22 protein-coding genes are annotated in these 25,110 nt (G+C 61.9%); 12 read left to right on the top strand and 10 right to left on the bottom strand.

Translation table 11 applies throughout. The features are described 5' to 3' along the window. Positions 1 to 48 precede the first annotated feature (48 nt). The 7 genes from ABJ363_01545 to ABJ363_01575 all read left to right on the top strand — a co-directional run bounded on the left by ABJ363_01545 (position 49) and on the right by ABJ363_01575 (position 7,680). A complete protein-coding gene (locus ABJ363_01545; protein ID MEP4377658.1) occupies positions 49 to 1,413 on the top strand; it encodes an ATP-binding protein in 1,365 nt (454 codons plus the stop codon). Next, the gene (locus tag ABJ363_01550; GenBank protein ID MEP4377659.1) at positions 1,413 to 2,357 is read left to right on the top strand and encodes an O-methyltransferase; all 945 of its coding nucleotides are present in this window, start codon (positions 1,413 to 1,415) and stop codon (positions 2,355 to 2,357) included. The genes ABJ363_01545 and ABJ363_01550 overlap by 1 nt, the downstream gene beginning before the upstream one ends. A gap of 48 nt (positions 2,358 to 2,405) precedes the next feature. Further along, a complete protein-coding gene (locus tag ABJ363_01555; protein ID MEP4377660.1) occupies positions 2,406 to 3,515 on the top strand; it encodes a DNA cytosine methyltransferase in 1,110 nt (369 codons plus the stop codon). 56 nt (positions 3,516 to 3,571) lie between these two features. Further along, positions 3,572 to 4,372 carry an alpha/beta fold hydrolase gene (locus ABJ363_01560; GenBank protein ID MEP4377661.1) on the top strand — a complete coding sequence of 267 codons (801 nt, stop codon included), beginning with the start codon at positions 3,572 to 3,574 and terminating at the stop codon, positions 4,370 to 4,372. A 266-nt stretch (positions 4,373 to 4,638) separates the two neighbouring features. Beyond that, positions 4,639 to 5,181, top strand: coding sequence for a VOC family protein (locus ABJ363_01565; GenBank protein MEP4377662.1), 543 nt, complete (start codon positions 4,639 to 4,641; stop codon positions 5,179 to 5,181). Positions 5,182 to 5,379: 198 nt separating this feature from the next. Further along, positions 5,380 to 7,110: a DUF4168 domain-containing protein gene (locus tag ABJ363_01570; GenBank protein ID MEP4377663.1), complete on the top strand. Its 1,731-nt coding sequence runs from the start codon at positions 5,380 to 5,382 to the stop codon at positions 7,108 to 7,110. Positions 7,111 to 7,173: 63 nt separating this feature from the next. Then, on the top strand, positions 7,174 to 7,680 hold the full coding sequence (locus ABJ363_01575; protein ID MEP4377664.1) for a DUF2937 family protein: 507 nt from the start codon (positions 7,174 to 7,176) through the stop codon (positions 7,678 to 7,680). On the opposite strand, the gene ABJ363_01580 is transcribed toward ABJ363_01575, so the two are convergent. After that, complete coding sequence (locus ABJ363_01580; protein MEP4377665.1) at positions 7,677 to 8,888, bottom strand: NnrS family protein; 1,212 nt, start codon at positions 8,886 to 8,888, stop codon at positions 7,677 to 7,679. The genes ABJ363_01575 and ABJ363_01580 overlap by 4 nt on opposite strands. A 172-nt stretch (positions 8,889 to 9,060) precedes the next feature. Between ABJ363_01580 and ABJ363_01585 the strand changes: the two genes are divergently transcribed. The 3 genes from ABJ363_01585 to ABJ363_01595 all read left to right on the top strand — a co-directional run bounded on the left by ABJ363_01585 (position 9,061) and on the right by ABJ363_01595 (position 12,223). Next, the gene (locus ABJ363_01585) at positions 9,061 to 10,044 is read left to right on the top strand and encodes an NADPH:quinone reductase (GenBank protein MEP4377666.1); all 984 of its coding nucleotides are present in this window, start codon (positions 9,061 to 9,063) and stop codon (positions 10,042 to 10,044) included. A gap of 371 nt (positions 10,045 to 10,415) precedes the next feature. After that, positions 10,416 to 11,321, top strand: coding sequence for a hypothetical protein (locus ABJ363_01590; protein MEP4377667.1), 906 nt, complete (start codon positions 10,416 to 10,418; stop codon positions 11,319 to 11,321). A 62-nt stretch (positions 11,322 to 11,383) separates the two neighbouring features. Then, complete coding sequence (locus ABJ363_01595; protein MEP4377668.1) at positions 11,384 to 12,223, top strand: DUF1849 family protein; 840 nt, start codon at positions 11,384 to 11,386, stop codon at positions 12,221 to 12,223. A gap of 29 nt (positions 12,224 to 12,252) precedes the next feature. On the opposite strand, the gene ABJ363_01600 is transcribed toward ABJ363_01595, so the two are convergent. Both ABJ363_01600 and ABJ363_01605 read right to left on the bottom strand, forming a co-directional pair. After that, complete coding sequence (locus tag ABJ363_01600) at positions 12,253 to 13,575, bottom strand: DNA polymerase IV (GenBank protein ID MEP4377669.1); 1,323 nt, start codon at positions 13,573 to 13,575, stop codon at positions 12,253 to 12,255. Continuing rightward, entirely contained in the window at positions 13,572 to 14,483 is a 912-nt protein-coding gene (locus ABJ363_01605; GenBank protein MEP4377670.1) for an ROK family protein, read from the bottom strand. The genes ABJ363_01600 and ABJ363_01605 overlap by 4 nt, the downstream gene beginning before the upstream one ends. A 154-nt stretch (positions 14,484 to 14,637) precedes the next feature. Here ABJ363_01605 and ABJ363_01610 point away from each other — a divergent pair, with 154 nt between their 5' ends. Beyond that, positions 14,638 to 15,006, top strand: a complete 369-nt coding sequence (locus ABJ363_01610; GenBank protein ID MEP4377671.1) for a response regulator — start codon at positions 14,638 to 14,640, stop codon at positions 15,004 to 15,006. 104 nt (positions 15,007 to 15,110) lie between these two features. Here the strand turns inward: ABJ363_01610 and rpmG are convergent, their stop codons facing one another. The 6 genes from rpmG to ABJ363_01640 form a co-directional block, all read right to left on the bottom strand. Beyond that, positions 15,111 to 15,278: a 50S ribosomal protein L33 gene (rpmG, locus tag ABJ363_01615; GenBank protein ID MEP4377672.1), complete on the bottom strand. Its 168-nt coding sequence runs from the start codon at positions 15,276 to 15,278 to the stop codon at positions 15,111 to 15,113. Between the two features lie 74 nt (positions 15,279 to 15,352). Then, positions 15,353 to 16,879 (bottom strand): S41 family peptidase, encoded by a 1,527-nt coding sequence (locus ABJ363_01620; GenBank protein MEP4377673.1) that lies wholly within the window; start codon positions 16,877 to 16,879, stop codon positions 15,353 to 15,355. 129 nt (positions 16,880 to 17,008) lie between these two features. Then, on the bottom strand, positions 17,009 to 19,255 hold the full coding sequence (gene rnr, locus ABJ363_01625; protein ID MEP4377674.1) for a ribonuclease R: 2,247 nt from the start codon (positions 19,253 to 19,255) through the stop codon (positions 17,009 to 17,011). 9 nt (positions 19,256 to 19,264) lie between these two features. After that, positions 19,265 to 21,943 (bottom strand): type I DNA topoisomerase, encoded by a 2,679-nt coding sequence (gene topA / locus ABJ363_01630; protein ID MEP4377675.1) that lies wholly within the window; start codon positions 21,941 to 21,943, stop codon positions 19,265 to 19,267. A 64-nt stretch (positions 21,944 to 22,007) separates the two neighbouring features. Then, positions 22,008 to 23,129, bottom strand: coding sequence for a DNA-processing protein DprA (gene dprA, locus ABJ363_01635; protein ID MEP4377676.1), 1,122 nt, complete (start codon positions 23,127 to 23,129; stop codon positions 22,008 to 22,010). Positions 23,130 to 23,184: 55 nt separating this feature from the next. Further along, complete coding sequence (locus ABJ363_01640; GenBank protein MEP4377677.1) at positions 23,185 to 23,859, bottom strand: glutathione S-transferase family protein; 675 nt, start codon at positions 23,857 to 23,859, stop codon at positions 23,185 to 23,187. Positions 23,860 to 23,944: 85 nt separating this feature from the next. Between ABJ363_01640 and ABJ363_01645 the strand changes: the two genes are divergently transcribed. Continuing rightward, positions 23,945 to 24,400 carry a MarR family winged helix-turn-helix transcriptional regulator gene (locus ABJ363_01645; protein MEP4377678.1) on the top strand — a complete coding sequence of 152 codons (456 nt, stop codon included), beginning with the start codon at positions 23,945 to 23,947 and terminating at the stop codon, positions 24,398 to 24,400. Position 24,401: 1 nt separating this feature from the next. Here the strand turns inward: ABJ363_01645 and plsY are convergent, their stop codons facing one another. Continuing rightward, complete coding sequence (plsY, locus tag ABJ363_01650) at positions 24,402 to 25,094, bottom strand: glycerol-3-phosphate 1-O-acyltransferase PlsY (protein ID MEP4377679.1); 693 nt, start codon at positions 25,092 to 25,094, stop codon at positions 24,402 to 24,404. Between the last annotated feature and the right edge of the window lie 16 nt (positions 25,095 to 25,110).

Genomic DNA, 25,110 nt, shown 5'->3' on the forward strand with positions numbered 1-25,110 from the left:
GTCAGAGACTCAACGAATTTGGTTCGCGTTTGAAAGCTGGGGGGCACCGTGACAATTACTGAGGATACCAAGGCGTCTGCAAATCCGACCAAGGCGTTCTTTGTGCGAATGATTACCCGCGACATTAGTCTTGAAGACTGCATTCTTGATCTAATTGACAACAGTATTGACGGAGCCTGGCGATCCGAAGGAAGCAGGCCAATTGGCCTTGCCCTGGACGGCGATCTTTCTGCCTATACGATTGATATTACGGCGTCGCCAACGCAATTCACCATTACAGATAATTGTGGCGGTATGAGCCTAAATGACGCGGTCGAGTATGCATTTAGCTTTGGGCGTCGGCCTCAAGAGGAAGCTGATGAGTATAGTATCGGTGTATACGGAATCGGAATGAAACGTGCCGTTTTTAAGTTGGGAACTGACATTCGAATACGCAGTACTTTCGCGGACAATGATGGAACAAGACAATCGTTCGCGGTCCCAATTAGTGTTGAAAAATGGTTGGAAAGCGACGATCCGCCTTGGGATTTTGATCTTGAGGAGGACGAACAATTAGCCGAGAACGGCGTGAGAATCGATGCCAATATTCTCACCTCCAGCGCGGCCAACGCATTCTCCAATCCCGCATTTCTTCAGAATTTGAGTAGAACGATCGCGAGGGACTATTCGCTCCACCTCAGCCAAGGGCTATCTATTCTACTGAACGGAAAGAAGATAGCTGGTTGGCAGATTGAACTGCTTGCCAGCGAAGAGTATGTGCCCGTTCGTATCTCATATGAAGACAAAGAAAACGACGACGAAGTGTCGATTGAGATAATTGGAGGCATGTCAGCCCCACCGCCGGAGGATAGTGATCCTGAAGAGGATGAGCGCGGAGATAGAAGGGATGGCTGGTATGTCGTTTGCAACGGACGGATCGTACTTGCCGCTGACAAAACTGAAGTTTCAGGCTGGGGGTCGGATGATTGGCCACAGTGGCATCGTCAGTATTCGGGCTTTTTGGGGATCATCCTTTTTTCTGCATCGAATGCGGCAGCATTACCGCTAACCACGACCAAAAGAAGCATCGATAGTTCTTCGGAAGTTTATCGACGATCAAAACCGCACATGCGGGAAATATCAAAAAGTTGGATTAATTATACTAATCAGAAAAAGCAGTCTCTTGATGAGGCCAAAGCTAAAGAGGCACAGACGACGCCCGTTTCAATCCGTTCAATTACGGAGAACAAGAAGGTCACTCTGCCCAGTTTCACCGCCCGGCCGGTAGAGCGCGTTGCAAATATCAATTACTCGGTCCCGCTTAAGGACTTAAAGCTACTAGCGAAAGCGTTTGGCCGAATTAGCATGTCATACAGAGACGTCGGAATAAAATCGTTCGAGTACTCGCTCGATGATTTGGTTGGAGAGGATTGATGGCGTCTTTCGATTCAATCAACTACAGCCTACGGCCAAGTAAAACTATTCAAAGACAACTGGTTTTTGATGGTATTCGAATGCTTAAAATTCATTTGAACTTGGATCAACAAGTGTTCGTTGGATTTGGTTCCATCTGGTTCACGGACTTTGTCATGGCGCACAATCAGCTTCTGATTAAGGACATGTACTCGATCGAAAGCGACGATATTGGGTTTCGTCGTGCTCTGTTTAATGCACCGTATTCAACGGTGTCTGTGTGCCATGGACATTCTTCGGCTATTTTGCCTGAACTGAATGAGATACCAGAAATTCGTGGCCGTCCCTGGCTAGTTTGGCTCGATTACGACTATCTTTTTGATGAGTCTGTCCGCGACGATATTCGAACGGTTATTGAGCGCGCTCCTGAAAATACGATCCTCCTCATAACGTTCAACGGTGTTGAAGGAAAATACGGCGTATCAGCAGATAGGCCCGATCGATTGCGGGAAATATTTGGTGATTTGGTGCCAGACGACCTTTCGCGACGCGCGTGTAAAGGCGAGAGAATGCAGGAAACGTTGGCAGAATTCGCACTAGGCGCGATGGCATCTTTGACGTCGGAGCTATCTCGGCCTGGAGGCTTTACACCGGCATTTCGAGTAATCTATCGGGACACGACTCCGATGGTTACTGTGGGTGGCGTTCTGCCTGCTCTCGGCGCTGCTGCGATCAGCGACGATTTCGTAGGGAAAGAAGAATGGCCTTGCCTAATTGACGAGCCCATTATTGCGCCACACTTAACTGTTCGCGAAGCGACAGTCCTTCAGTCGCTGCTGCCAAGTGATAGTAATCTATCACGGGATGCTGTTCGGGAACTGGGCTTCGATCTAGAGCCTGAACAAATACAGGCATTCCAAAAATATTATAAGCAATATCCAGCATTCGCCCAAATTGTTACTTAGTTGCGAACGGATTATTTACTATGCCAATATTGAATTTGGGTTCGGTATATGTGCTCATCCCATGAATTGAATAAGAATCCTCGCATTGTCGACCTGTTTTGTGGCGCCGGCGGGTTTTCGTTGGGTGCGCATATGGCAGGGTTTGAAGTTGCTGCTGCTTATGACATCGATCCCATTCTGACATCGTCGTTCAGGAAGAATTTCGTGTCGACTAACCTGTTGCTTAAGGACATATCTATACTTCGCGGCGATGAGGTTCGAAAGTCAGCGGGCGGGACCGTAGATGGAATTATTGGCGGGCCTCCGTGCCAAGGATTTAGTGATATTGGTCGACGTCTAACTGACGATCCACGGAGAGAGCTTCTTGGGCACTTTTTTCGAGTGGTTAGAGAAGTCAGACCGGCATTTTTTATTATGGAGAATGTACCTGGTCTCCAGTACACGGACGCGCGTGGAGTTCTAGAAATTGCGCTGAAACAAGTGGAAGAATTTTACGAAATTTTCGGGCCGAATATTTTAGATGCATCAGATTTTGGCGCGGCTACGAAGCGTTCTCGCTTGTTCGTGATTGGTATGCACAAGGGCCGAGCTGATCCTATGCAGATGAGGGATATTGTGGAGCACAAAGCTGTGCCTTCCTCAGTTGAAGCGGCGATCAGCGATCTTCTTCATTCTGTTGAAATTGGTGAGCAGGATGGATTCGATTGGTGGCGAATTGAGAAAAAGGGTAGGCCGACTGACTATGCGCGACTACTTCGATCAGTTGATAGGGAATTTACGGGACATAGGAAAACATCCCACTCGCAAAAAGTGATTAACCGATTCAACGAGGTTCCTCAGGGCGGGAAGGACATAGTTGGCCGACATCCTAGATTGGCCTGGAATGGGCTTTGCCCAACGTTGAGGGCAGGAACAGGTGCAGATAGGGGCTCGTATCAATCAGTTCGCCCGATACATCCTACAGAGGACAGAGTCATAACTGTTAGAGAAGCTGCGCGACTTCAGGGGTTTCCGGATATCCACCTTTTCCATCCAACGATTTGGCATTCGTTTAGAATGATTGGAAACAGCGTATCTCCAATAATCGCGAAGGCTATTTTGCAGGCAGTACGATCAAAGTTTGATACTGCAGAAATGCAACTTGTTGCTGCCGAGTAGACTAATTGGCAAAGATATCCTCGGAATTATTTTTCTCGTTTTATGGTCCCTTCCAAATGAACATCACCCTCAACGAAATCGACTTCCGCTACGAGCTCGACGGGCCGGAAGGCGCGCCGTGGATCGTGTTTTCGAACTCCCTGACCACCGACGTCACCATGTGGGACACGGAAGTGGCGCAGCTTGCTGATCGCTACCGCATCCTGCGCTACGACACGCGCGGCCACGGCCAGTCCTCGGGCCCGGAAGGGCCCTACAGCTTTGAATTGCTGGTCGGTGACATCATCGCGCTGATGGATGCGCTCGGTGTGGACAAGGCCCATTATGTGGGTCTGTCGCTCGGCGGCATGGCCGGTCTTGGCATGGCCATAGAGCATGGCGATCGCCTGCTCAGCCTCGCGGCGTGCGACGCGCGACCTTACGCCGACCCGGAGTGGGCGGCGCCCTGGGTCGATCGCATTGCGCTCGCCCGTGACAAGGGCATGGAGGCGCTGGTGGAGCCCACCGTCGCGCGCTGGTTCACCGAAGACTTCCAGGCCGAGGCGGCGAACGCGCCGGTGCTCGACCATGTGCGCCGGATGATCCGCGAGACCTCCGTCGAGGGCTATACCGGCTGCGCGGGGGCGCTCCAGGGTCTCAACTATCTGCCCCGGCTGGGTGAGATTTCCGTGCCGAGCCTGTTCATGACCGGCAAGTCCGACGGCAGCACGCCGCCGGCGGCCTCACAGCAGATGCACGCCGCGGTGCCGGGCTCCCAATGCGTGATTCTGGACCCGGCCTCGCACATCTCGAACCTCGAGAACCCGGCGGCATTCGACGCGGCGCTGTTTGCTCATATCGAGGCGGCGGACGCCTGACGTGAGGCGACTTAGGCCGCATAATTCTCGTCATGCCCGCGCAGGCGGGCATCCATAAACGCTGACGCATGACCGGGCATGGTCCCGTGTCTATGGGTTCCCGCCTTCGCGGGAACGACGACCGAGAGATAAAACAAGCAGCCGCAACGCGTCGACATTCGCGATGGCGGGACGAGAGATGCCCGGATCAAGTCCGAGCATGACGAGACCATGGTGCTGGCTTATTATCGTTCAACGGAACGCAATTTCCGCCACAGGAGGCACCCATGACCGGCGCACCCCGGCTCCGCCATCTCGGCATCTTCACCAACGACATGGACGCGATGCTGGCGTTCTACACCGATGTCATGGGCCTGACGGTCACCGACCGGGGCGAGTATGGCGATCCGGTGCAGCGGATTGTGTTTCTGTCGAGCGACCCGGGCGAACATCATGAGTTCGTGCTCGCCGACCCCCCGTCGGGGGACCGCGAGACCGTCCATGTGCAGCAGATGTCGTTCCTGCTCGATAATCTCGACGATCTGCGCGTGATCCACGACAAGATCGTCGCGGCGGGGATCAGCATCGACCGGACGACCACCCACGGCAACGCCTGGTCGGTCTATTTCCACGATCCCGGCGGCAACCGGGTCGAGTGCTACGTCCACACGCCCTGGTACATCCCCCAGCCCCACGCCCACCCGTTCGATCTGTCCCGGTCCAACGCGGAAATCATGGCCGAGACCGAGGCCCATTGCCGCGAGGACGGGGGCTTCATGATGGCGGCCGACCGGGAGCGGAAGATGGCCGCGATGATGGCGGCGAACTAGGGCAACAAACCCGTTTCGTCATGCCCCGACGTCTTCCACCACGTCATGCCCGGACTTGATCCGGGCATCTCATGCGCAAGCCGCGATTATCTAAAACTTTCCCAATTCTTAACGCTCCTCTAAGCCTGCCTGCGTGAGGCTGTCCCTGCGAAGCCGCGCGGTTTTTCCGCGCCAACAGGAAACAGGGGAGACGGGTCCATGACCGATCGGGTCACAGGCTGGCTGGCCGCAATTGCGGGCGCAGGCGCCGTTCTGGCAGCCATGATGGCGATGAGCACATCGGTCGCGGTTGCGCAGCAGACGGCAACCGACAATCCGCAACAGGCGCGCATGGCCCCGCCGGACATGCTGTCGACGGCTGCGCCCGGCGCCGCGGCGGGCGCCTATGATGCCCGCACCCTGGATGCCTTCGCCCGGGCGACGCGGATCGTCGGCGCGCTGCGCAACGAATACACACCCAAAATCGCGGCGGCCAACATCGCCGGGCGGCCGGACCGCGCCGAGGCCCTGTTCGACGAGATGCGCGCGCGCATGCATGACGCCATCGACGCCACGGGCCTGACCATCGAGACCTATGAGGCCATTGCGTCACGGGCCGAGCATGACCGGGCCCTGCGGGCACGGATCGAGGCGATCATGACGGGCGCCCGCCCGCCCGCCGATCCCGGCCTGGGGGTCCGGGCGCCCCAGCGCGCGCCGGTCACGCCGGTCTCGCGCGAGCCGGACGAGACCGAAGACGAGGCCGCGCTCGCGGCGGCAAGAGGCGAGATCGAGAGCCTGCATCGGCGGCTCGATACCGAGCGTTCGCGCGCCCGGGTGGCCCAGGAGCGTGCCGCGGAGGACGCGGCGGCACTGCGCCTGTCGCTCGAAGGGGCCATCGAGCGCCTCACACGGCAAATCGAGGCGCAGGTGACGGACCGGGCGCCGGACGAACAGGTTCGCGCCGAGGTCGAGGCGTTGCGGATGGCGGCGATGCGCGGTGAGCTTGCCCGCGCTGCGCTGATGCGCGAGATCCGGGTTCTGGTGCGGCAGTTCGCGTCGGCAGGGGCGGCGATGGCGGCGCTGGAGATGGATATGTCGGCGGAGCCGGCACCCGATATCGTGCCGCTCGTCCGGCTGGAGGCCCGTCCGGTGTTGCTGGCGGGGAGCGTGCCGACATTGGCGCGCGACCTGACGGCGGTGCAGTCGCGCGACGGGTTGCGGGCGCGGCTGGAGGCGGAGCAGACCCGCAATCTGACCCTGCGTGCGCGCCATGCGGCAGAGCGCGTCGCGTTGCGCCGCGAGATAGAGCGGATCGGCCGTGACCTGGCGGCCGCGACGATGGCGCTCGAGGAGATATCGCGAGCGGGATTGCAACCCGCGTCCACGGAAAATGCCAGCCCGTTGGTTGCGGTTGCCGACCCAGGCCCGGCCCGCGTTGCCGGGGCGTCCACGATCGCGGCCGCGGATCAAACCTCCGACCCCATGCATGATCGGGAAATCTATCCGGAAACGATGCAGCTGAACGTGCCCCAGGACCAGATCGATGCCGGGCCGGTCGAACTCGCACAGCCCGAACGCGTACGGGCCGAACTTCCGCGACCCGAACTCCCGCGACCCGAGCTCGATGTCCCGCAAACGGTGGCGCCGGCGCTGGAGGCGCCGATGGTGCCGGCCGCGCCGGTGATCGGGAACGGCGCGTTGCAGGCGGGAATCAGGGCCTATGAAACCAGAAACTATACCCGCGCCTACGAAGTCTGGCAGCCGCTCGCCGAGGCGGGCGAGGCGAGCGCCCAGTTCCACCTGGGCGCCCTCTATTTCGAGGGGCGCGGCGTTCCCCGGGACCTGACGCAGGCGCGGCGCTGGCTGCAACGGGCGCTGGATCAGGGGCAGGAACGGGCGCGGTTTCTGCTCGGCCGGGTCGAGACCCAGCTGGCCCGGGCCGGATAGACGAAAGGCGCGCGGGGGATTGTAGTTCATCTCTCTGCCGCAATTGTCTCTATACTCCCCGACATGCGGTGGGCATGGGCGAAAATCCTGACATTGATTGGCGCGGCGATCGCGACGCTGGGCGCGGCGTCCGCGGCGCAGGGCCCCGCGTTCGTGCAGGTCTATCTGCAGCGCCTCGGGGGCCATATCGACGAGGCCCGGCGCACGCTGGGCGAACTGTCCGATGGCGACGCGGCGCGGATCGTCGGTGACGGCCCGTCCCACGACCGGCTTGTTGGCGCTTTCGCCGAACGCCTCGGCGATCTCGAGGCATCCCGCAGCCTGATCGAGAGCGCCTCGCCATTGTGGCGCCCTGTTGCTCTGGCACTGCACGGCGACCGGGACATCGCGTCTGCGGCGGCCGAATCCTTTACCCCCGCATTACCGCTGGATGTGACGAGCCTGCTCTATGCCGTCGCCGGCCTGGTTGTCGGTCTGCTGGTTTGGGAAATTTGTCAGTGGCCTGTGAAGGCGAAGCTGCGCCGGCGCAAGGCGCGCCAGCAACGGCTCGAAAATTCGCGTGGCAGCTAGCGTGGTCGCACGAAGATGGCGCCGGCGTGAACCAGAACGAAGCCGAGGAATGCCGCGATCCAAAAGGCCGCCGAGACCATCAGATGCACCGTGTAGGTCTCATCGTGGAACGGTGCGCCGACGCGTATGAGGGCTGCAAGCGTGATTGCGATGAAGACCAGCGTGGCGATCGTCCCCGCCGTCAGTGAGCGCCCGGAATGGCCGCGGATCGCCCGGCTCATCACAGCCAGTGTCATGGTGGCGATCGCGCCGACGGTGAGGGCGTGAATGCCCGCGCTTGGCGGGACATGTGCGGGCCAGAAGATGCTCGCCGCGATGAGCGCAAGGGCGAGCGCGACCCAGCCATAGCCGATATGCAGCACCGCGAGGAGCGGCTCACGCCAGGTCGAAAGGCCCCGCCAGCGCGCGAGCCGGACGGCATGCAGGGCCGCGGCGATAGCGAGAAGGCCGCCCGTCACGGGTGATTCCGGCGCAAGAACCCACACCAGCAGGGAGATGACGCCCATGCCCAGCGCGGCCTTGTCGAAGGCGCCGAACGGTGCGGGCAACCGCTTGTCCGCCGCCTTGGCCAGCCAGTTGCGGGTGAAGCTGGGCACGACACGGCCACCGATCAGCGTGATCAGGGCCGCGAACAACGCCAGCGCCAGCCGGGTGCCGATTGGTTCGGGGTCAATTCCGGCGATCGTCTGGCCGGCATAGCCCGCATGGCTCAGCGCGTTGGCCAGGGCCAGGACCCCGATGGCCGCGACGAGCGGCAGGTTGCGCCAGTTCTTGCCGGCCGTGATTTCCCGCAACACGACGGCAAGGAACATGAGCAGGAAAGCGAGGTCGATCACCGCCGTTGCGGTTGGGCCGAGAGCGTCGGAGAACCAGATCGCCAGGCGCCCCGCGACCCAAAGCCCGGCCAGCCCGGCGAGCGGCCAGCCCTGCAACGGGAGCCGTCCCGTCCAGTTGGGAATCGCCGTCAGCATGAACCCGGCCACGACGGCCGCGCCATAGCCGAAGAGCATCTCGTGCGTGTGCCAGTTGAGGGGTGCGAGCGCGCCGGGGCTTTCGAGGATGCCGAGGAAGGCGTGCATCCAGATCAGCAGTGCGGCGACCGCCCACAGGCCCGCGAGCAGAAAGAAGGGCCGGAAGCCCTGGGACAGGACCGGCCAGCCCTGCCAGGTCCGGTAGCGCGGGACGGGTTCGTGGTCGGATTCGGACATCGGTGATCTCTGAACCTGTTGCCGGTCGGAAACGGTCGTTGGTTGTCTGCGGTCATCGTACCGCGCGCCGCCAGCCGCCATACGCGACGAATGGTCGCCGGGATGCTGGCGTTGGAACAATCGGCACATGTAACATGCGTCGCAAACAACAATTCGCCTGGGGGAAAGCATCATGCGCGCGGCATTCTATGACCGGCTGGGTTCGGCAAGAGACGTTCTGACCGTCGGCGAACAGCCGACACCGGAGCCGGGCCCGGGCGAGGTGCGCGTGAAGCTCGCTACCTCCGGCGTGAATCCGTCCGACTGGAAGGCCCGCGCGCGCGGGCGCGGGGGTGTTATCCCGTTTCCCCTGATCATTCCCCAAAGCGACGGCGCCGGAACCATCGATGCCGTCGGCGACGGCGTGGATAGCGGCCGGGTCGGACACGATGTCTGGCTGATGAACGGCCAGTGGCAGCGCCCGTTCGGGACGGCGGCGGAATATATCTGCATGCCGGAGAAATACGTGATCGACCTGCCCGCGGGCACGGATATGGCCGACGCGGCCTGTTTCGGCATTCCGTTCCTTACCGCCCATCGGGCCGTGATGTTCGATGGCGATGTCGCCGGTCAGACGATCCTCGTGCAGGGCGGGGCCGGTGCCGTCGGCGATCATGCGGTACAGGTCGCCAAGGCGAACGGCGCGCGGGTGATCACCACGGTCAGCTCCGACGAAAAGGCGGCGTATGTGCGCAACGCGGGTGCCGACGAGGCGGTGAACTACCGGACCGAGGACGTACCGGCGCGCATTCTCGAGCTGACTGACGGCAAGGGTGTGGACCGCATCGTCGAGCTGAACCTGTCGGCGAATGCGCCGAGTTACGGCCAGATACTCGCGCCGCGCGGGACCGTGATCATCTATGGCACGGTCGATGCCATGGCGAGCGTCCCGGCCCAGGACTTCATCGTGAAGGGCGCCAATCTCAAATGGTTCATCGTCTATTCGATCACCGATGCCGAACGGGACGAAGGCGTCGCGGCGCTGAACAAGATGCTTGCCGACGGGACCCTGAATACGACCATTGCGGCACGTTTCCCGCTTGCGGAAATCGCCGCCGCCCACGAGATGGTCGAAGCCGCCAAACATATCGGCAATGTGGTGCTCGATATCGGCTAGCCGTCCAGCCGGGGCCGTCCGCGCTCAGGTGACGCCATTGTGGCCGAGCAACCTGCCGCTACGCCACCAATGACCGTTCGCGACACATATGGGCCGGCAACGACAGCTATGCTCGCCTGCAAGACGATGTATTCGAAATTCATCATAACTAATTGATTTATAAGGTAATTAATTTCCTTAATTGACGTCGCGCGTGGACATCATAATGTACTGATTTTATTGAATTTAATAAGTTAACGGCACGGATGGTCCGATTTTCATAAGCCAATAATATCAATGAATTTAATATTTTAGAGGCATCTGCTAATTTTTCACTATGCAACGCGAGTCGCGCCGGGTCAGTATCCCGTCACGAGGATTGGGAGCTTGCGATGCGAAAAAACCTGGCCATGATTGGATTGCCGCTTTTGTTGGGCGGATGTGGATTGCCACCGGCGCTTTCGGCGGCGTCCTGGGCGCTTGACGGGGTCAGTTATCTGGCCTCGGGCAAGAGTGTCACGGACCACGCCATATCCGAGGTCGCGCAACAGGATTGTGCCCTGTTCAGGGCCGTCCAGGGCCGCGAGATTTGTGAGGCGGAAACGGACGATTTGCAGACCGCGGAAGGCCCGCAAACCCCGGACGCGGTAGATCCGGCCGGCGATGACCCCTGGAATGGCGATGATGCCGAATTGTTGGATGATCCCTTTGTGGTCCCGGTTGAAGTGGCTGGATTCGTTGAAGGTTTCGGTCCGGGCACGGTGGTGGTGAGTGACCGAATGACTGCACAACCGACGGCCGCGGCGTTCGTGCCGGCGGCCGCACAATGGCTTGAGACGCCTGCCTCGGCCGGCCGTTTCGCCGACGCGGCACCGAAATCCCGCCCGGCCTATCAGAACACCCCGATCTACGATATTGCGCTTTCGAGGCCACAGCCGCCGCAGCGGCCGCAATCCGATAAACCGGCCTCTGCCCTGTCCCATGCCGTTTCCCATCCCATGTCCCATGCCGTGTCCGTGGTGGGCAGCTTCAGATCCTTCGAGAACGCCACGAAACTGGCCGGCCGGTACGCGTCCCTGGGCGCCGAAGTGCGTTCGATGCGCATTGACGGTCGGGTCTGGCACCGCGTCCTGGTAGATGCGCCGTTGTCGGCAGTCCGGCCGTTGGGTGCGGAGGATGCCTGGGTTTTGCGGGTTTGCAACGCCGACGGCACCCTGCCGCCTTGCGGTTCTGTGACATTCAGCAATGCCGCGGTGGCCGCGCCGAACGGCGCCGTTCGGACGGTGCAGGTCAACTAACCGAATTCAACACGCTGTGTTGCGTGAATCCGCCGGTATTTTCCGGTTACAATGGATTCATGATGACTTTCCGGATCAAGACCCTTCGATACGCACTTGCCGGCGGATTGCTGGCGGCAGTGCTGCTTCCCGATACCGCCGGGGCGGTGGTGATCCATGCGTCACACCGCGCCTTCTATGAAATTCGCATCGGCCGCGTGGACGCGGGCTCTCAAATCGTCGACGCGCGCGGCCGCATGGTGGCGGAGTGGAGCCGCGCCTGTGACGGCTGGGCGTCCAGCCAACGCCTCGTCGTCAGCATGGCGCCCGGCGAGGGCGAACCCATAAACTCCGAAGTCGTGATGACGAGTTTCGAGGCGCTGGACGGCACCCTGTTCAGCTTTGATACCGAAACCCGGATCGGCGGTGAGACGGTCGAGGCAGCGAAAGGAGCGGCCGAACGGGCCGGGCCCGGCAAGGCCGGTCGCGCGATCTACAACGTGCCGCGTGGCATTGCGGTGGACCTGCCCGCCGATACGGTCTTTCCGTTCGAGCATACGATTGCCGTGATCGAAGCCGCGGAACAGGGACAGTCACGGGCATTCAGCCATTATTTCGATGGTTCCCAGCCCGAAAACGCGCCGATGGCGGCGAATTCACTCATTCTAGGAAAGGCACGAGACGCCGCCCGTGGCGGTGAGAATAATTTCGGCGCATTGAGCGCGCATAAATGGTGGCCTGTTCGATTGGCGATGTTCGCCAGCAGCTCAGGCAAGGGGCTCAACGAGGAACCGGAATTCGAGATGACCCAGATTCTTCAGTCCAATGGGGTCGTGCGCCGGTTCGAGTTCGACTATGGCAAGTTTTCCCTGGTCGCGGCGCTGGTCGAAATCGAAGAGATTGAACCGCCCCGCTGCAACTAGCGTTTCGTTTCAGATCGCCGGTGCGGGACTCAGCGCTTGGCGCCGGGTGTTTCGCGTTTCTTGCCGCGAATGGAGCGCCCTTTTCCGATCGCGTCGCGACCCAGTTTACCGCGGACCTGATCGATGACCGCTTCCACCTTCTTGCGGTGATCGGCGTCGGGGTCGGCGAGGTCCGGCGGGTCGGCCTCGAGTGGGTCTGCGAAATTCGATAATCCGACGCCAATCAGCCGGAACGTGCTGCCCGACGGGGCGGCACCGATCGCCCGATCGAGCAGCGGCACCGCCGCGCGATACAGCGTCTCGGCCAGCTGGGTCGGTGCGGGCAGCGCGTGGGACCGGGTCAGAGTCCTGAATTTGGATGATTTCAGCTTGAGCGTGACAGTCCGACCGGCCAGGTCGCGCGCTTTCATGCGGTCGGTGACCTTCTCGCAAAGCGGCCAGAGGCGCGTTCTGAGCGTTTCGGGGTCGGCGATGTCTTGCGAGAATGTGGTCTCGCTCGACAGGTTTTTGGGCAGCGAATGGGGTGTCACGGCCCTTGAGTCCTCGCCGTGGCTGAACCGGGCCAGGCGTTGGCCGATGGCGCCGTAGCGTTTCATCAGGCGGGCTTCGTCGTGGGCGCGTATCTGGCCGATGGTGTGCAACCCGTCCGCGGTCAGTTTTCGGTGCAGGGCCTTGCCCACCCCCCAAATCCGCGTCACCGGCAGCGTGTCGAGAAAATTCAGCGCCTCGCCCTGGCCAATGACCGCGAAACCGCGTGGTTTGTCGATGTCGGAGGCCAGCTTCGCCAGGAACTTGTTGTAGCTGAGGCCGACCGACGCGGTAACGCCGATCTCACGTTCGATCTGGTTGATCAGGCGGATCAACGACTTTGCCGGGCTCGCCTGGTGCAGCTTCTGGGTCCCGGTCAGATCGAGGAATGCCTCGTCGATTGAGAGCGGTTCGACCAACGGCGTGATCTCGCGCATCAGTTCGCGGATTTGCCGCCCGACGGCGCTGTATTTTTCCATGTCCGGGCGGATCACCGTCGCGTCGGGACAGAGCTTGAGTGCCTGGAACATCGGCATCGCCGAATGCACACCCTTGATACGGGCGATGTAGCAGGCTGCGGAAACGACGCCGCGCTGTCGGCCGCCAACTATGACCGGCTTGTCGCGCAGGGACGGGTCGTCGCGTTTCTCGACGCTGGCGTAGAACGCGTCGCAGTCGATATGTGCGATCGACAATGTGTCGAGTTCGAGGTGCGTCAGAATCCGCGGCCCAGCGCAGGCCGGACAATGTCGGGAATCGGGAGGTACCGTTGCCGCACAATCGCGGCAGAGGCCCGTGCGCGCGCCCTGGCTGCTTTCGGTCATGCCGGGACACCGATGGCAGGCCAGAGCCACGCAGCGCCCCGTACGCCGCTGGAATCGCCGTGCCGTGCCTGGCGGATCGGGGTTGAGATCGAATCGGAGAAGATATGGCCGCCGATCAGGTCGGGGAGATGCGCATAGAGACACGCGATGTTCGACAGGCCGCCGCCGAGGACGATCACATCGGGGTCGATGATGTTGATGATCATCGCGAGGCCGCGCGCCAGCCGGTCTTCAAGCCGCGCGAGGGAGGCCGTGGCGGCTGCGTCGCCCGCGGCGGATGCGGCCACGATGTCCGCGGCTGCCAAGTTATTCCCGGACTGTTCCGCGTGATCGCGTTCGAAGCCCGGTCCGGAGACGAATGTCTCGATGCAGCCGCGTCGACCGCAGAAGCAGTCGCGTCCGGGAAATTCGTCCGCGGTCATCCAGGGCAGGGGCGTGTGTCCCCATTCGCCGGCGATGGCGTTGCCGCCGGCGATGATGTGGCCCCGGTTCACAAGACCACCCCCCACGCCGGTTCCGACGATCACACCGAAGACGGTCTCCGCGCCCTGTGCTGCACCGTCCGTCGCTTCCGATATCGCAAAACAATTCGCATCGTTTGCCACCCGCACCCGCCGGTCGAGATGGTTTGCGAGGTCCCGGTCAAAAGGCCGGCCGATCAGCCAGGTCGAGTTTGCATTCTTGATCAGCCCCGTGGCCGGAGAGATCGTTCCGGGTATGCCGATCCCGACCGGTGTCGCGGTTTCGGGTGCGGGATCAATCTGCACGATGAGATCTGCGATAGCCGCGAGGGTTGCCGCGTAGTCGTCGCGCGGCGCCACCACGCGTGCGCGCGCGACCTCCGTGCCGGAATCGTCGAGCACGATTCCTTCGATTTTCGTGCCGCCGAGGTCAATTCCGATGCGCATGTCGATGGTGGTCGAGGCTAGCAGTGGACTTTTGGCCCATTATTATCCATTTTCTTCGGCGAGTCCGCGCCAGGTCGGGGGAACGGACGGCTCATGGGGATGACTATGGGAGTGTTGCCCGGCATTTGTACGCATAAACAATGTCAGGCTGGGCATGTCCAAGACCGTTCTCATCGTCGAAGACAATGAACTGAACATGAAGCTCTTCCATGATTTGCTGGAAGCGCAGGGGTATGAAACGCTCCAGACCAAGGATGGTCGCGAAGCTCTGAAGCTCGCGCGCGAACATCGACCGGACCTCGTTCTGATGGATATCCAGTTGCCGGAAGTCTCGGGACTCGAAGTCACGAAGTGGATCAAGGAGGACGAAAACCTCCGTGATATTCCGGTGATCGCCGTGACGGCATTTGCCATGAAGGGCGATGAGGAAAAAATACGCCAGGGCGGCTGCGAGGCCTATATCGCCAAGCCGATCTCGGTCTCGGAATTTCTGGAAACGGTGCAGAAATTTATCGACGCCTGACGCGGCCATTGCGCGTCGCAGCCATAATCTGTCCATGAAAAAAAGCCGCCCGATGGGCGGCTTTTGCGTTTTGACCTCCCGGCATGGCCGGGCGCGCCAATTCGCTATTTCATCTTTTCTTCCTTGAACGTCACATGCTTGCGCACGACCGGGTCGTATTTGCGCATCTCGAGCTTCTCCGGCTTCTGTCGCGGGTTCTTCTTCGTGACGTAGTAATAACCGGTGTCCGCCGAACTGACGAGTTTCACAAGGATGGTAGCGGGTTTCGCCATGGTCTTTGTCCTGTGGCTTGAAATCTGGCCGGGAAGATACCGTGCAACCCGCGCAAGTCAAGCGGTGAAGGCATTTATCGCTGTGCGACTGCCGTGTTGGCCTGGTGCAGCAGGGACGCATAGAGACCCTGATCCGCTAGTATCGCGCTCGCCAGTGCAACGTCGACATCCGGTGAGCCTCCATCGGACGGGCAAATCTGGCGCAGCCCGATCCGGTCGGCGGTGTCGGTATTGCCCGTCGCGCGCCAGTTTCCGAGCTGCCCGGCAAGCACATTTTCCCCGTCGCGCACGGCCGGTACCAGTGCCGCGGCAGATTTCAGATCCCCCCCGCCATGGGTGCACACCGTCGGCAGCACCCCCAGGTCATGAATGCGATACCCGGAAGGTGCGAGAATCCGCGACCAGGTAAGCGTGATTTCGCCATTGTTGGGCAGACGCAACACGGATTGTACCGTGCCCTTGCCGAATGAATTGGTGCCGATCACGATCGCTCGGCCCTGATCCTGCATCGCGGCGGTGACAACCTCGGCCGCGGACGCCGAGTTTCCGTTGATCAGGATCACGACCGGGCGTTTGGCGGTCTCATCGCCCTGCGATGCCGCGAATGCCTGATGGCTTCCGGGATGGCGGCCGCGGGTCGCGATGATGTTGCCGGTTTCCAGGAAAATGTCCGCGACATCGATGGAAACATCGAGCCGACCGCCCGGGTTCGAGCGGAGGTCAAGGACGAAACCGTTCGGCGGGCCGTCAGGACTGCGCATCTGGAGTTGCACGTTTCGCCGCAGGTCCTTCGCGGAGTCCGCGTTGAAGCCGATCAACCGGATGATCGCGATACCATTCTCGCGCCGCGTCTCGACAGTCTCGGGAACCACATGCTGTCGCGCCAGAGAGATTCTGATGGGCGCGGCGGCCCCAACACGCGCCACGGTGAAGGTCACGGCACTGTTGATTGGCCCCCGCAGGGCCTCGACCAAGCGGCGTTGGGTCCAGCCGTCGATCGGCTCCCCCTCGACATGCGTGATCCGGTCCTGCTCGCGCACCCCGGCCTTGGCCGCCGGGCCGCCATGGTTGACCGACAGGATCAACGCGTCCGCTTCTTCTTTGGCAATGGTGATTCCGATGCCGCCAAATCCGTCGCGAAAGGCGCGTTTCTCGGTGGCGGTTTCGGCATCGTCGTAGCGGGAAAATTTGTCCAGCGGTGACAGGATACCGTCGAACACGGCCTTGAATATCGTTTCTGCCCGCGCGTCCGCCAGGGCGGGTGAGGCCGACCGCGCCACCGCGATTGCATCGACGGTTGCCTGGCTCCAGGCCTCGGGGTCGTCGTTGCCCGGCGCGGTCAGGCGACCGACCGTCCGGTTCTGATAGCGTATTTCGATGCTTCGGTTGGCCGGACGCACATCGAGATTGGGATCGATCTGATGTAACCCGGCCAGTCCGCTGATGCTCAGATCGCGCAGCGAGACATCGGTGATATAGCGGTCGTTGATGAAGCTATAGCCGGTGTCGAACATATCGCGGCTGTAGAGTTCCGAATACTCCGGCGTGCCCTTCGGACCGATCTGGCCGCATGCGGCCAACACGAGCAGGGCTGAAACCAAAGCGGTCCGCCGAGCCGATGCAAAATATCTCATCAAGTCATTCATATACTTCACATATCGCGCGCATGGCGCCCGGGTAAAGGGCGGATGTTGATCGCCCATAAGGTATCGCAAACGAGTACCAATTGGTTAACGCCGCCGCTGTCGCTTTTTATGGCGTTTGTCGGGGCGCTTGCGGCCGGACCGGCCTTTCCGCGGGGCGCCTTGCTTTTTCTCGTTTGAAGACGCGCCACCGTCCATCAGGTCGAAAATGGATGAGCCGCGCAAGCCGTCGGCCTCCGCCACCCGAATTTCGACGGCATCGCCCAGCCGATAGGTCCCGCCACCCGGCGATTCGATTGACTGGGTGCGCGCATCGAAGCGGGGGCGGCCGCCCGGGAGCCGCGATGCTGGGATGAAGCCCTCCGCGCCTTTGTCGTCGATCGCAACAAACAGGCCCGAGCGGGTGACCCCGCGAATGGTGCCGGTGAAGTTGGCGCCGATATGGCCGGCCAGAAACGCGGCGGTATAGCGGTCATTCGCGTCGCGCTCCGCAACGATCGCGCGGCGCTCGGTTTTCGAAATATGAGCGCCGAGTTCCTCGAACCGGTTGGCCTGGTCGTCATCGAGGCCACCATCGCCCAGCCCCAGTCCCCGGATCAGCGCGCGATGGACCAGCAAGTCGGCATAGCGCCGGATCGGCGAAGTGAAGTGGGCGTAGTCGCGCAAACCGAGCCCGAAATGACCGAGATTGTCGGGGCTGTAGGCGGCCTGCATCTGCGCACGCAGGATGAGCTCGTTGACGGAGCGTTCATGTGCCTCGCCGCGGACCCGGGAAAGGATGCCGTTGAAATCGCCCGGCCGCGATATCCCGCCGCGGGGGATCTTGATGCCAAATCCGTTCAGGGCCTCGCGCAGGTCCTCCAGCTTTTCGAGCGACGGTTCGTCATGGACGCGGAACATCACGGGCTGTCCGCGCTTTCCAAGTTCACGCGCGGCGGCCACGTTCGCGGCGATCATGAATTCCTCGATAAGCCGGTGACTGTCGAGGCGGATCACCGGCACGATATCCGTGACCTGACCCTCGTCATCGAGGACGACCCGGCGTTCGGGCAAATCGAGATCAAGTGCCCCCCGGACACGGCGGGCTTCGGATAGAGCCTGATAGGCGCCGTAGAGGTTGGCGAGATGGCCCGGCTGGATGATGTCGGTGTCGGCATCGCGGGCGGCCTGGACTTCTTCATAGGTCAGGCGCGCCGCCGAGCGCATCAGGCCGCGGCGAAACTTGAACGAACGGAGGCTGCCGTCGGGGCCGACCCAGAGGTCGGCCGCCATGCAGGCGCGGTCTTCGTCGGGGCGGAGCGAACACAGGCCGTTCGAAAGCGCCTCGGGCAACATGGGGACGACCCGATCCGGAAAATAGGCGGAGTTGCCGCGTTGGTAGGCCTCACGGTCGAGCGCGCTATCCGGTGTGACATAGGCGGCGACATCCGCGATCGCGACGATGATGTGCCAGCCGCCGTCCGAGCTTCGGGTCGTGTCGGGCTCGGCGAAGACGGCATCATCGAAATCGCGCGCATCGGCGCCGTCGATCGTGATCAATGGCAGGTCACGCAGATCCACCCGGTCACCCAGAACGGGCGGTTGTGCGTTTTCCGCATCGGCGACCACGGCATCGGGGAACCGGTCCGGTATGCCGGCGCGGTGGATCGCTATCCGGCTGATGGCACCGGGGGCATCGCCGGCGCCGATATTCTCGACGATGCGTGCCTGGGTCATGCCCTGACGCCGGGCCGGCAGGGTTTCGATCACCACCAGGTCCCCGTCCGCCGCCGGGGCGTTGCCTGTCGGGGTGACGGCGAGTTCGTCGCGCCGGCCCCGATCAAGCGAGAGAATGCGGCCGCCGTCCTGCCCCGTGCGGTATTGGCCGATGATGGTTTCGGCCTCGCTCTCAGCCGCGCGCAGCGGCTTGGCGGTGTAGCGGTTGTTGCCATGCGGCGACAGGCGGGCCAGGAACCGGTCGCCGAGGCCCGGGGCCGCCATGTTGCGTGGCGCACGCAGGACCTCGATCTCGGGCAGAGGCGCGTTGGCGGCATGTTCGACGGGCCGGACCCGCAACTCGCCGTCCGAATCGACTTCGACGACTTCAAGCATCGCGACCGGTGGCAGGGCGTCGGCGGGCCGCCATCGCCGTCCCTGAACGCGTTCGATGCGACCGGCGTCTTCAAGTTCGCGCAGGCGGTGGCGAAGTTCCGTACGCTGGCTGCCCTTCAATCCGAACGTGCGGGCGATTTCGCGGGTGGGCTGGGCGTCGGCCGCCGCCCTGAGGAGGTCCAGAATCGCATCGGCATCGGGCAGGGTGCCCGCGTCCGTTTCGCTGGAATTGCGCCTGGCCAAGCCGGTTTGCTAGTCCGCGCTGGGCGCGGCGTCTGCTTCTTTGGCGGCGGCTTTCTTGGCGGCAGGCTTCTTCGCCGCGGTCTTCTTTGCGGCCGCCTTTTTCCTGGCGGGCTTTTTCGCCGGCTTCTTTTTGGCCGGCGCGGCCTTGGCTTTCGCGGCCCGGGCGGCGATGAGTTCCACGGCGACCTCGAGGGTCATGTCCTGCGGGTCGACATCCTTGGGAATCGTCGCATTGATCTTGCCGTGTTTCACATAGGGGCCGTAGCGGCCGTCATGCACGGTGACGGGCTTCTCGTCGTCGGGATGGTTGCCGAGTTCCTTGAGGGGGGCGGCACGGCCTCGACGGCCCTTGCCCTTTTCGGCCAGCACCGTGACGGCACGGTTGAGGCCGACCGTCAGCACTTCGCGCGGATCGGGCAGTGAGGCGTAGACGGTGCCGTGCTTCACATAGGGGCCGTAGCGGCCGATGCCGGCCTGGATCACGACGGCATCTTCGGGGTGCGGGCCGATGTCGCGCGGCAGCGCGAGCAGGCCCAGCGCAAGCTCGAGGTCGATTTCATCGAGGGTATAGCCATCGGGGATCGAGGTCCGCTTCGGCTTGGTTGCTTTCTTGCCTTCGCCTTCGGGCTCACCCAGCTGTACGTACAGGCCGTACGGGCCCTTGCGCAGGGTCACATCCTTGCCGGATTCCGGGTCCTTGCCGAGTTCACGCGGGCCATTGGCCAGGTCGGCGGTCTCGTCATCGCCGCCATCGACTGCCAGCTTGCGGGTGTATTTGCACTCGGGGTAGTTCGAGCAACCGACGAATGGGCCATGTTTGCCGAGACGCAGGCCGAGCCGTCCCTCGCTGCAGGCCGGACAGACGCGTGCATCGGTGCCGTCATCGCGGGTCGGGAAGAAATGCGGTCCAAGTTCTTCATCGAGTGTATCCAGAACCGAACGAACACGAAGCTCCGCGGTGCCCTCGATGGCGGCGGAGAAATCCTGCCAGAACTCGCGCAGGACGGCCTTCCAGTCGATTCGTCCGCCCGAAATATCGTCGAGGCGTTCTTCCATGCTGGCCGTGAAGTCGTACTGCACGTAGCGTTCGAAGAAGCTGCTCAGGAAACTGGTGACGAGGCGCCCCTGATCCTCAGGTATGAACCGCTTGCGGTCGAGCTGGACATAGTTGCGGTCCTGCAGGACCTGGATGATCGAGGCATAGGTGGACGGGCGCCCGATCCCCAGTTCTTCCATCGACTTGACCAGGCTCGCCTCGGAGTAACGCGGCGGCGGCTGGGTGAAATGCTGTTCCGGCGACACTTCGCGCACCGCGGCGGCCTCGCCCTCGTCGAGCGCCGGCAGACGGCGTTCGTCGTCGTTTTCGCCGCTCTCGCCGTCGCCGTTCGTCGGCTCGTCCTTGTCCTCGCGGTACAGCTTCAGGAAACCGTCAAACGCGATGGTCTGGCCGTTGGCGCGAAGCGCCAACTGCGCGTCGGACGAGCGCAGCTCCACGGCGACGCGGTCGATCTGGGCTTCGGCCATTTCCGAGGCCATCGTGCGGCGCCAGATCAACTCGTAGAGGCGGAAGAGATCGCTATCGAGGGTGTTCTTCAGGCTGGCTGGGCGGCGGAACAGATCGGTCGGACGCACCGCTTCATGGGCCTCCTGGGCATTCTTCGCCTTGGTCCGGTAAACCCGCGGTTTTTCCGGCAGATAGTCGCCGCCGAAATCCTGATCGATCAAATCGCGGCACGAGGCGATGGCCTCCTGGCTCAGGGTGACGCTGTCGGTTCGCATATAGGTGATGAGGCCGACCGTCTCGCCGTCGATCTCGACGCCCTCGTAGAGACGCTGGGCGACCCGCATTGTCTGGGAGGTGCCGAATCCGAGCTTGCGCGAGGCCTCCTGTTGCAGGGTCGATGTCGTGAAGGGCGGCTGGGGATTGCGCCGGGTGCGCTTCTTCTCGATCGATGCAATCTTGAAGCTGGCGGCCTCGACGTCGCTTTTCGCGGCGTTGGCAGCGCCTTCGTCGGCGATATCGAACCGGTCGAGCTTCTGGCCGTTCCGCTCGACGAGGCGGGCCTGGTATGGCGCGTTCTGGGCGCTGGTCAACCCGACTTCGATGGACCAGTACTCACGGGCCTTGAAGGCCTCGATCTCGGCCTCTCGCTCGCAGATCAGGCGCAGCGCCACCGATTGCACGCGCCCGGCCGAGCGCGACCCGGGCAGCTTGCGCCAGAGTACCGGCGAGAGGTTGAAGCCGACCAGATAGTCCAGCGCGCGCCGTGCGAGATAGGCCTCGACGAGTTCGTTGTTCAGGCTGCGCGGATGATTGAAGGCATCCTGGACGGCACCCTTGGTGATCTCGTTGAACACCACGCGCTTGACGTCGATGCCGTCGAGCAGGCCGCGGTCGCGCAGCAACTGCTCGATATGCCAGGAGATCGCCTCGCCCTCGCGATCCGGGTCGGTTGCGAGATAGAGGGTGTCGGCGCCGTCGAGGGCATCGACGATGGCGCTGACCTGTTTTTCGGAGCGGGCGTCGATGGCCCAGTCCATGTCGAAATCCTCATCCGGCCGGACCGAGCCGTCTTTCGGCGGCAGGTCGCGCACATGTCCATAGGATGCCAGCACGGTGTAGGCATCACCGAGATACTTGTTGATGGTCTTGGCCTTGGAGGGCGATTCGACGACGACAACGTTCATGCAGGGAGGATTCCGCTTAATCTTCGTTGGCTAACAAGGACGTTTGCATGCGATCCACAATTCGTCAGCAGGCCGCAACACGGTTGCCCGGATGCCGTTCCAAACGTCCCGCCAATTCGAGTTCGAGCAGGATCGTCCGGACGACAGGGGCGGTTAATTGGCACCGCCGCACGATTTCGTCAACCGCGACGGGCTCGGGCGACAAACATGAAATCACGGATTCACGGTTGTCGGTCCCCGAATAATCGAGATCGAGAACCACTGCGCGGGTGCGCGGCGACACGGCTTCGTCATGTGACGTCGCCGGCGAGACCATGGGCCGGACGGCCTCCAGCACGTCCTCGGCATCGCGGACCAGGACGGCGCCTTCACGGATCAGATGGTTGGCGCCGAAAGCGCGCGGATCGAGCGGAGAACCGGGGACGGCGAGCACCGCGCGGCCCTGTTCGCCGGCCAGGCGGGCGGTGATGAGAGAGCCTGATCGTTGCGCCGCTTCGACCACGATGACGGCCAGGGACAATCCCGACACGATACGGTTGCGGCGGGGAAAATGGCGTGCCTGGGGATTCAGACCCGGTGGCATCTCGCTGACGATGGCGCCGGTCTCGATAATATTTTGGTAGAGGTCGTCGTTTTCCGGCGGATAGACCACATCGATCCCGCCCGCCATGACGGCGATCGTCGTGCCATTTCCGGAAATCGCACCGGCATGCGCGGCCGTGTCGATGCCGCGCGCCAGGCCCGAAACGATTGCGACAGCCGGGTCGGCGGAGAGTTCCGAGGCGAGTAGTTCGGCGATCCGTCGCCCATTGGCCGAGACGTTGCGGGCACCGACGATGGCGATCCCGGTTCTGGCGAGCGACGCGGTGTTGCCGCGCACAAAGATTACAGGTGGTGCGTCGTCGATGGCGGCAAGCGCGGTTGGATAGTCGGGTTCACCGAGGGTCACGGCCTGCGCATTCAGTTCGTCGAGCCGCGCCAGTTCGGCATCCGCGTCGGCGGCGGTTGTTATGTTGAGGTTTCGTTTGCCCGCGCGTCCGGCGAAATCGGGCAGCGCTTCGATCGCGTCCTCGGCGGAGCCGAAATGCTCCATCAATTCGCGCCAGGTGACCGGGCCGATGCTTTCGGTCCGGATCAGGCGCAGCCGGTCGCGGCGCTCGGTTGTTGAAATCGTCTCGTCATTCACACGCGCGAGGATGGCCCGTGCAAAGATGAGCGGTCAACTCGCTGTGCCGGTCGGATTACTCCGCAGACGACATCATGGTCGACAGATAGCTGTTGCGGTCGCGCAGGAACGTCATCAGCCGGTCATGATAATCTTTTGCGACCGCCGTTCGAACCGAAGGCCGGCCTGTAAGTGCAGCCCGTAGGGACTGAGTTCTCGGCAGATTGTCGAAGAAACCGAACTCGCCAATGACATCGAACGTGTCGAAATATCGGAACACCGGACCAAGTGCCGCATCGACCAACGAGAACGTATCCCCGTCGAACCAGGGTCCGTCGCGCAGATGCGCCTCCATTTGTGTGAACTTTGCCATCAGACGCAGACGGCTCTCATCCAGTATTTCCGCGCTCGGCGCACGGTAAAACGTGGCTATGTCATTGAGTGCCGCCGAGCTGAATTCTATCCATGACCGGTGCTGGGCGCGCCTGAGCGGATCGCGCGGGTGGAGCGGTTGAGGCTGGGTTTCCTCCAGAAATTCGACGATTACGGCGGATTCAAAAATTGTTGTGTCGTCGACCCGCAACAATGGCACCTTTCCCAGCGGCGAGATGGCCTTGAACCAGTCGGGCTTGTGACCCAGATCGACATCCACGCGTTCGAACGGGACATTTTTCTCGGTCAGTGCAATCACCGCCCGTTGCACATATGGACAGAGATGGTGAGACACCAGTTTCAACGATTTCCGTGACATCGGGAGGTCTCCATGAAATAGTTTATGCAAATGCATGTATTAAACAGATACATGTAAATACATGTTTCTAAGTCAAGGATTGCGTATGGCGACATCGCCCGACGAGTTGACGGTACGCAGCTGGACACAACTGGCGCGTACATCGCGGATCGTCACGGAATCAATCGAAACCGACCTCCGGGCAGCGGGATTGCCTCCGCTTGGTTGGTATGACGTGTTGCTGGAGCTTCAGCGAGCCGAAGACCAAACGTTACGTCCGTTCGAACTCGAAGAACATCTTTTGTTGGCTCAGTACAATCTGTCACGCCTGATCGATCGTATTGCCGCCGAGGGATATGTGCGCAAGCAACCGGTCGCATCGGATCGGCGGGGACACGAAATCGTCCTGCTTCCGTCGGGCGCGGCGATGCGCGAACGCATGTGGCCGGTATATGCAGCCGCAATCGAACGGCACATCGGGAGCCGTTTGGACAAAGACGAGGCGGCAACTCTCGTCCAGATTCTGGGTCTTTTGTTGCCGCAGGGCGGCGCGGCGGACTGAATTAGGGCGTGTCGCGCGATTTTAGTCGAATGCGGGATTCTTCGCCCTTGAGGAGCCGGCGGATGTTGCCGGCGTGGCGGATCCAGACCAGCAGGGCCAGGAAGATAGCGATCCCGCCCGCCTGGGGTTCGCCGAGCCACCAGGCATAGGCCGGCGCGAGCGCGACGGCGACGAGCGCCGAAAGCGAAGAATAGCGGAACACAAGCGCGACGATGAGCCAGGTCGCCAATGCCGCGAGCCCGAGCGGCCATGTCAGGCCGAGCAGCACGCCCAGGGTCGTTGCCACACCCTTGCCGCCGCGAAAACCCAGCCAGACGGGGAACAGATGGCCGAGGACGACCGCGAGCGCGGTGAAGAAGCTGACGTCGGGGCCGAAAAAAACGTAGGGCAGGAGGACGGCGACATAGCCCTTGGTCCCGTCCAGGAACAGGGTGGCGGCGGCGAGCTTCTTGCTGCCCGTGCGCAAGACATTGGTTGCGCCGATATTGCCGGAGCCGATCCGGCGAAGATCGCCCTTACCGGCGAGTTTGGCCAAGATCAGGCCGAACGGGATGCTGCCGAGTATGTAGGCCCCGACGATCGGCGGTAGGAACCGCTGCCAGCCATAGATCAGGTTCTTCCAGTCGGGGACAGAGAATGTCGCCTGGAAGATGCTCCAGTAGAAGATGATCGGACTGGCGCCGTCTTCGACCATGCGTTGATTCCGCGGT

This window comes from Alphaproteobacteria bacterium (assembly GCA_039980135.1).
Taxonomy (GTDB): domain Bacteria; phylum Pseudomonadota; class Alphaproteobacteria; order UBA6615; family UBA6615; genus UBA8079.

Coding starts and splice junctions, on each gene's coding strand:
- rpmG (MEP4377672.1), bottom strand. CDS start 15,278: ATGGCGAAACCCGCTACCATCCTTGTGAAACTCGTCAGTTCGGCGGAC.
- ABJ363_01555 (MEP4377660.1), top strand. CDS start 2,406: ATGTGCTCATCCCATGAATTGAATAAGAATCCTCGCATTGTCGACCTG.
- topA (MEP4377675.1), bottom strand. CDS start 21,943: ATGAACGTTGTCGTCGTCGAATCGCCCTCCAAGGCCAAGACCATCAAC.
- ABJ363_01595 (MEP4377668.1), top strand. CDS start 11,384: ATGACTTTCCGGATCAAGACCCTTCGATACGCACTTGCCGGCGGATTG.
- ABJ363_01550 (MEP4377659.1), top strand. CDS start 1,413: ATGGCGTCTTTCGATTCAATCAACTACAGCCTACGGCCAAGTAAAACT.
- ABJ363_01575 (MEP4377664.1), top strand. CDS start 7,174: ATGCGGTGGGCATGGGCGAAAATCCTGACATTGATTGGCGCGGCGATC.
- plsY (MEP4377679.1), bottom strand. CDS start 25,094: ATGGTCGAAGACGGCGCCAGTCCGATCATCTTCTACTGGAGCATCTTC.
- ABJ363_01580 (MEP4377665.1), bottom strand. CDS start 8,888: ATGTCCGAATCCGACCACGAACCCGTCCCGCGCTACCGGACCTGGCAG.
- ABJ363_01570 (MEP4377663.1), top strand. CDS start 5,380: ATGACCGATCGGGTCACAGGCTGGCTGGCCGCAATTGCGGGCGCAGGC.
- ABJ363_01585 (MEP4377666.1), top strand. CDS start 9,061: ATGCGCGCGGCATTCTATGACCGGCTGGGTTCGGCAAGAGACGTTCTG.
- ABJ363_01640 (MEP4377677.1), bottom strand. CDS start 23,859: ATGTCACGGAAATCGTTGAAACTGGTGTCTCACCATCTCTGTCCATAT.
- ABJ363_01590 (MEP4377667.1), top strand. CDS start 10,416: ATGCGAAAAAACCTGGCCATGATTGGATTGCCGCTTTTGTTGGGCGGA.
- ABJ363_01600 (MEP4377669.1), bottom strand. CDS start 13,575: ATGACCGAAAGCAGCCAGGGCGCGCGCACGGGCCTCTGCCGCGATTGT.
- ABJ363_01645 (MEP4377678.1), top strand. CDS start 23,945: ATGGCGACATCGCCCGACGAGTTGACGGTACGCAGCTGGACACAACTG.
- ABJ363_01605 (MEP4377670.1), bottom strand. CDS start 14,483: ATGCGCATCGGAATTGACCTCGGCGGCACGAAAATCGAAGGAATCGTG.
- ABJ363_01560 (MEP4377661.1), top strand. CDS start 3,572: ATGAACATCACCCTCAACGAAATCGACTTCCGCTACGAGCTCGACGGG.
- ABJ363_01565 (MEP4377662.1), top strand. CDS start 4,639: ATGACCGGCGCACCCCGGCTCCGCCATCTCGGCATCTTCACCAACGAC.
- ABJ363_01610 (MEP4377671.1), top strand. CDS start 14,638: ATGTCCAAGACCGTTCTCATCGTCGAAGACAATGAACTGAACATGAAG.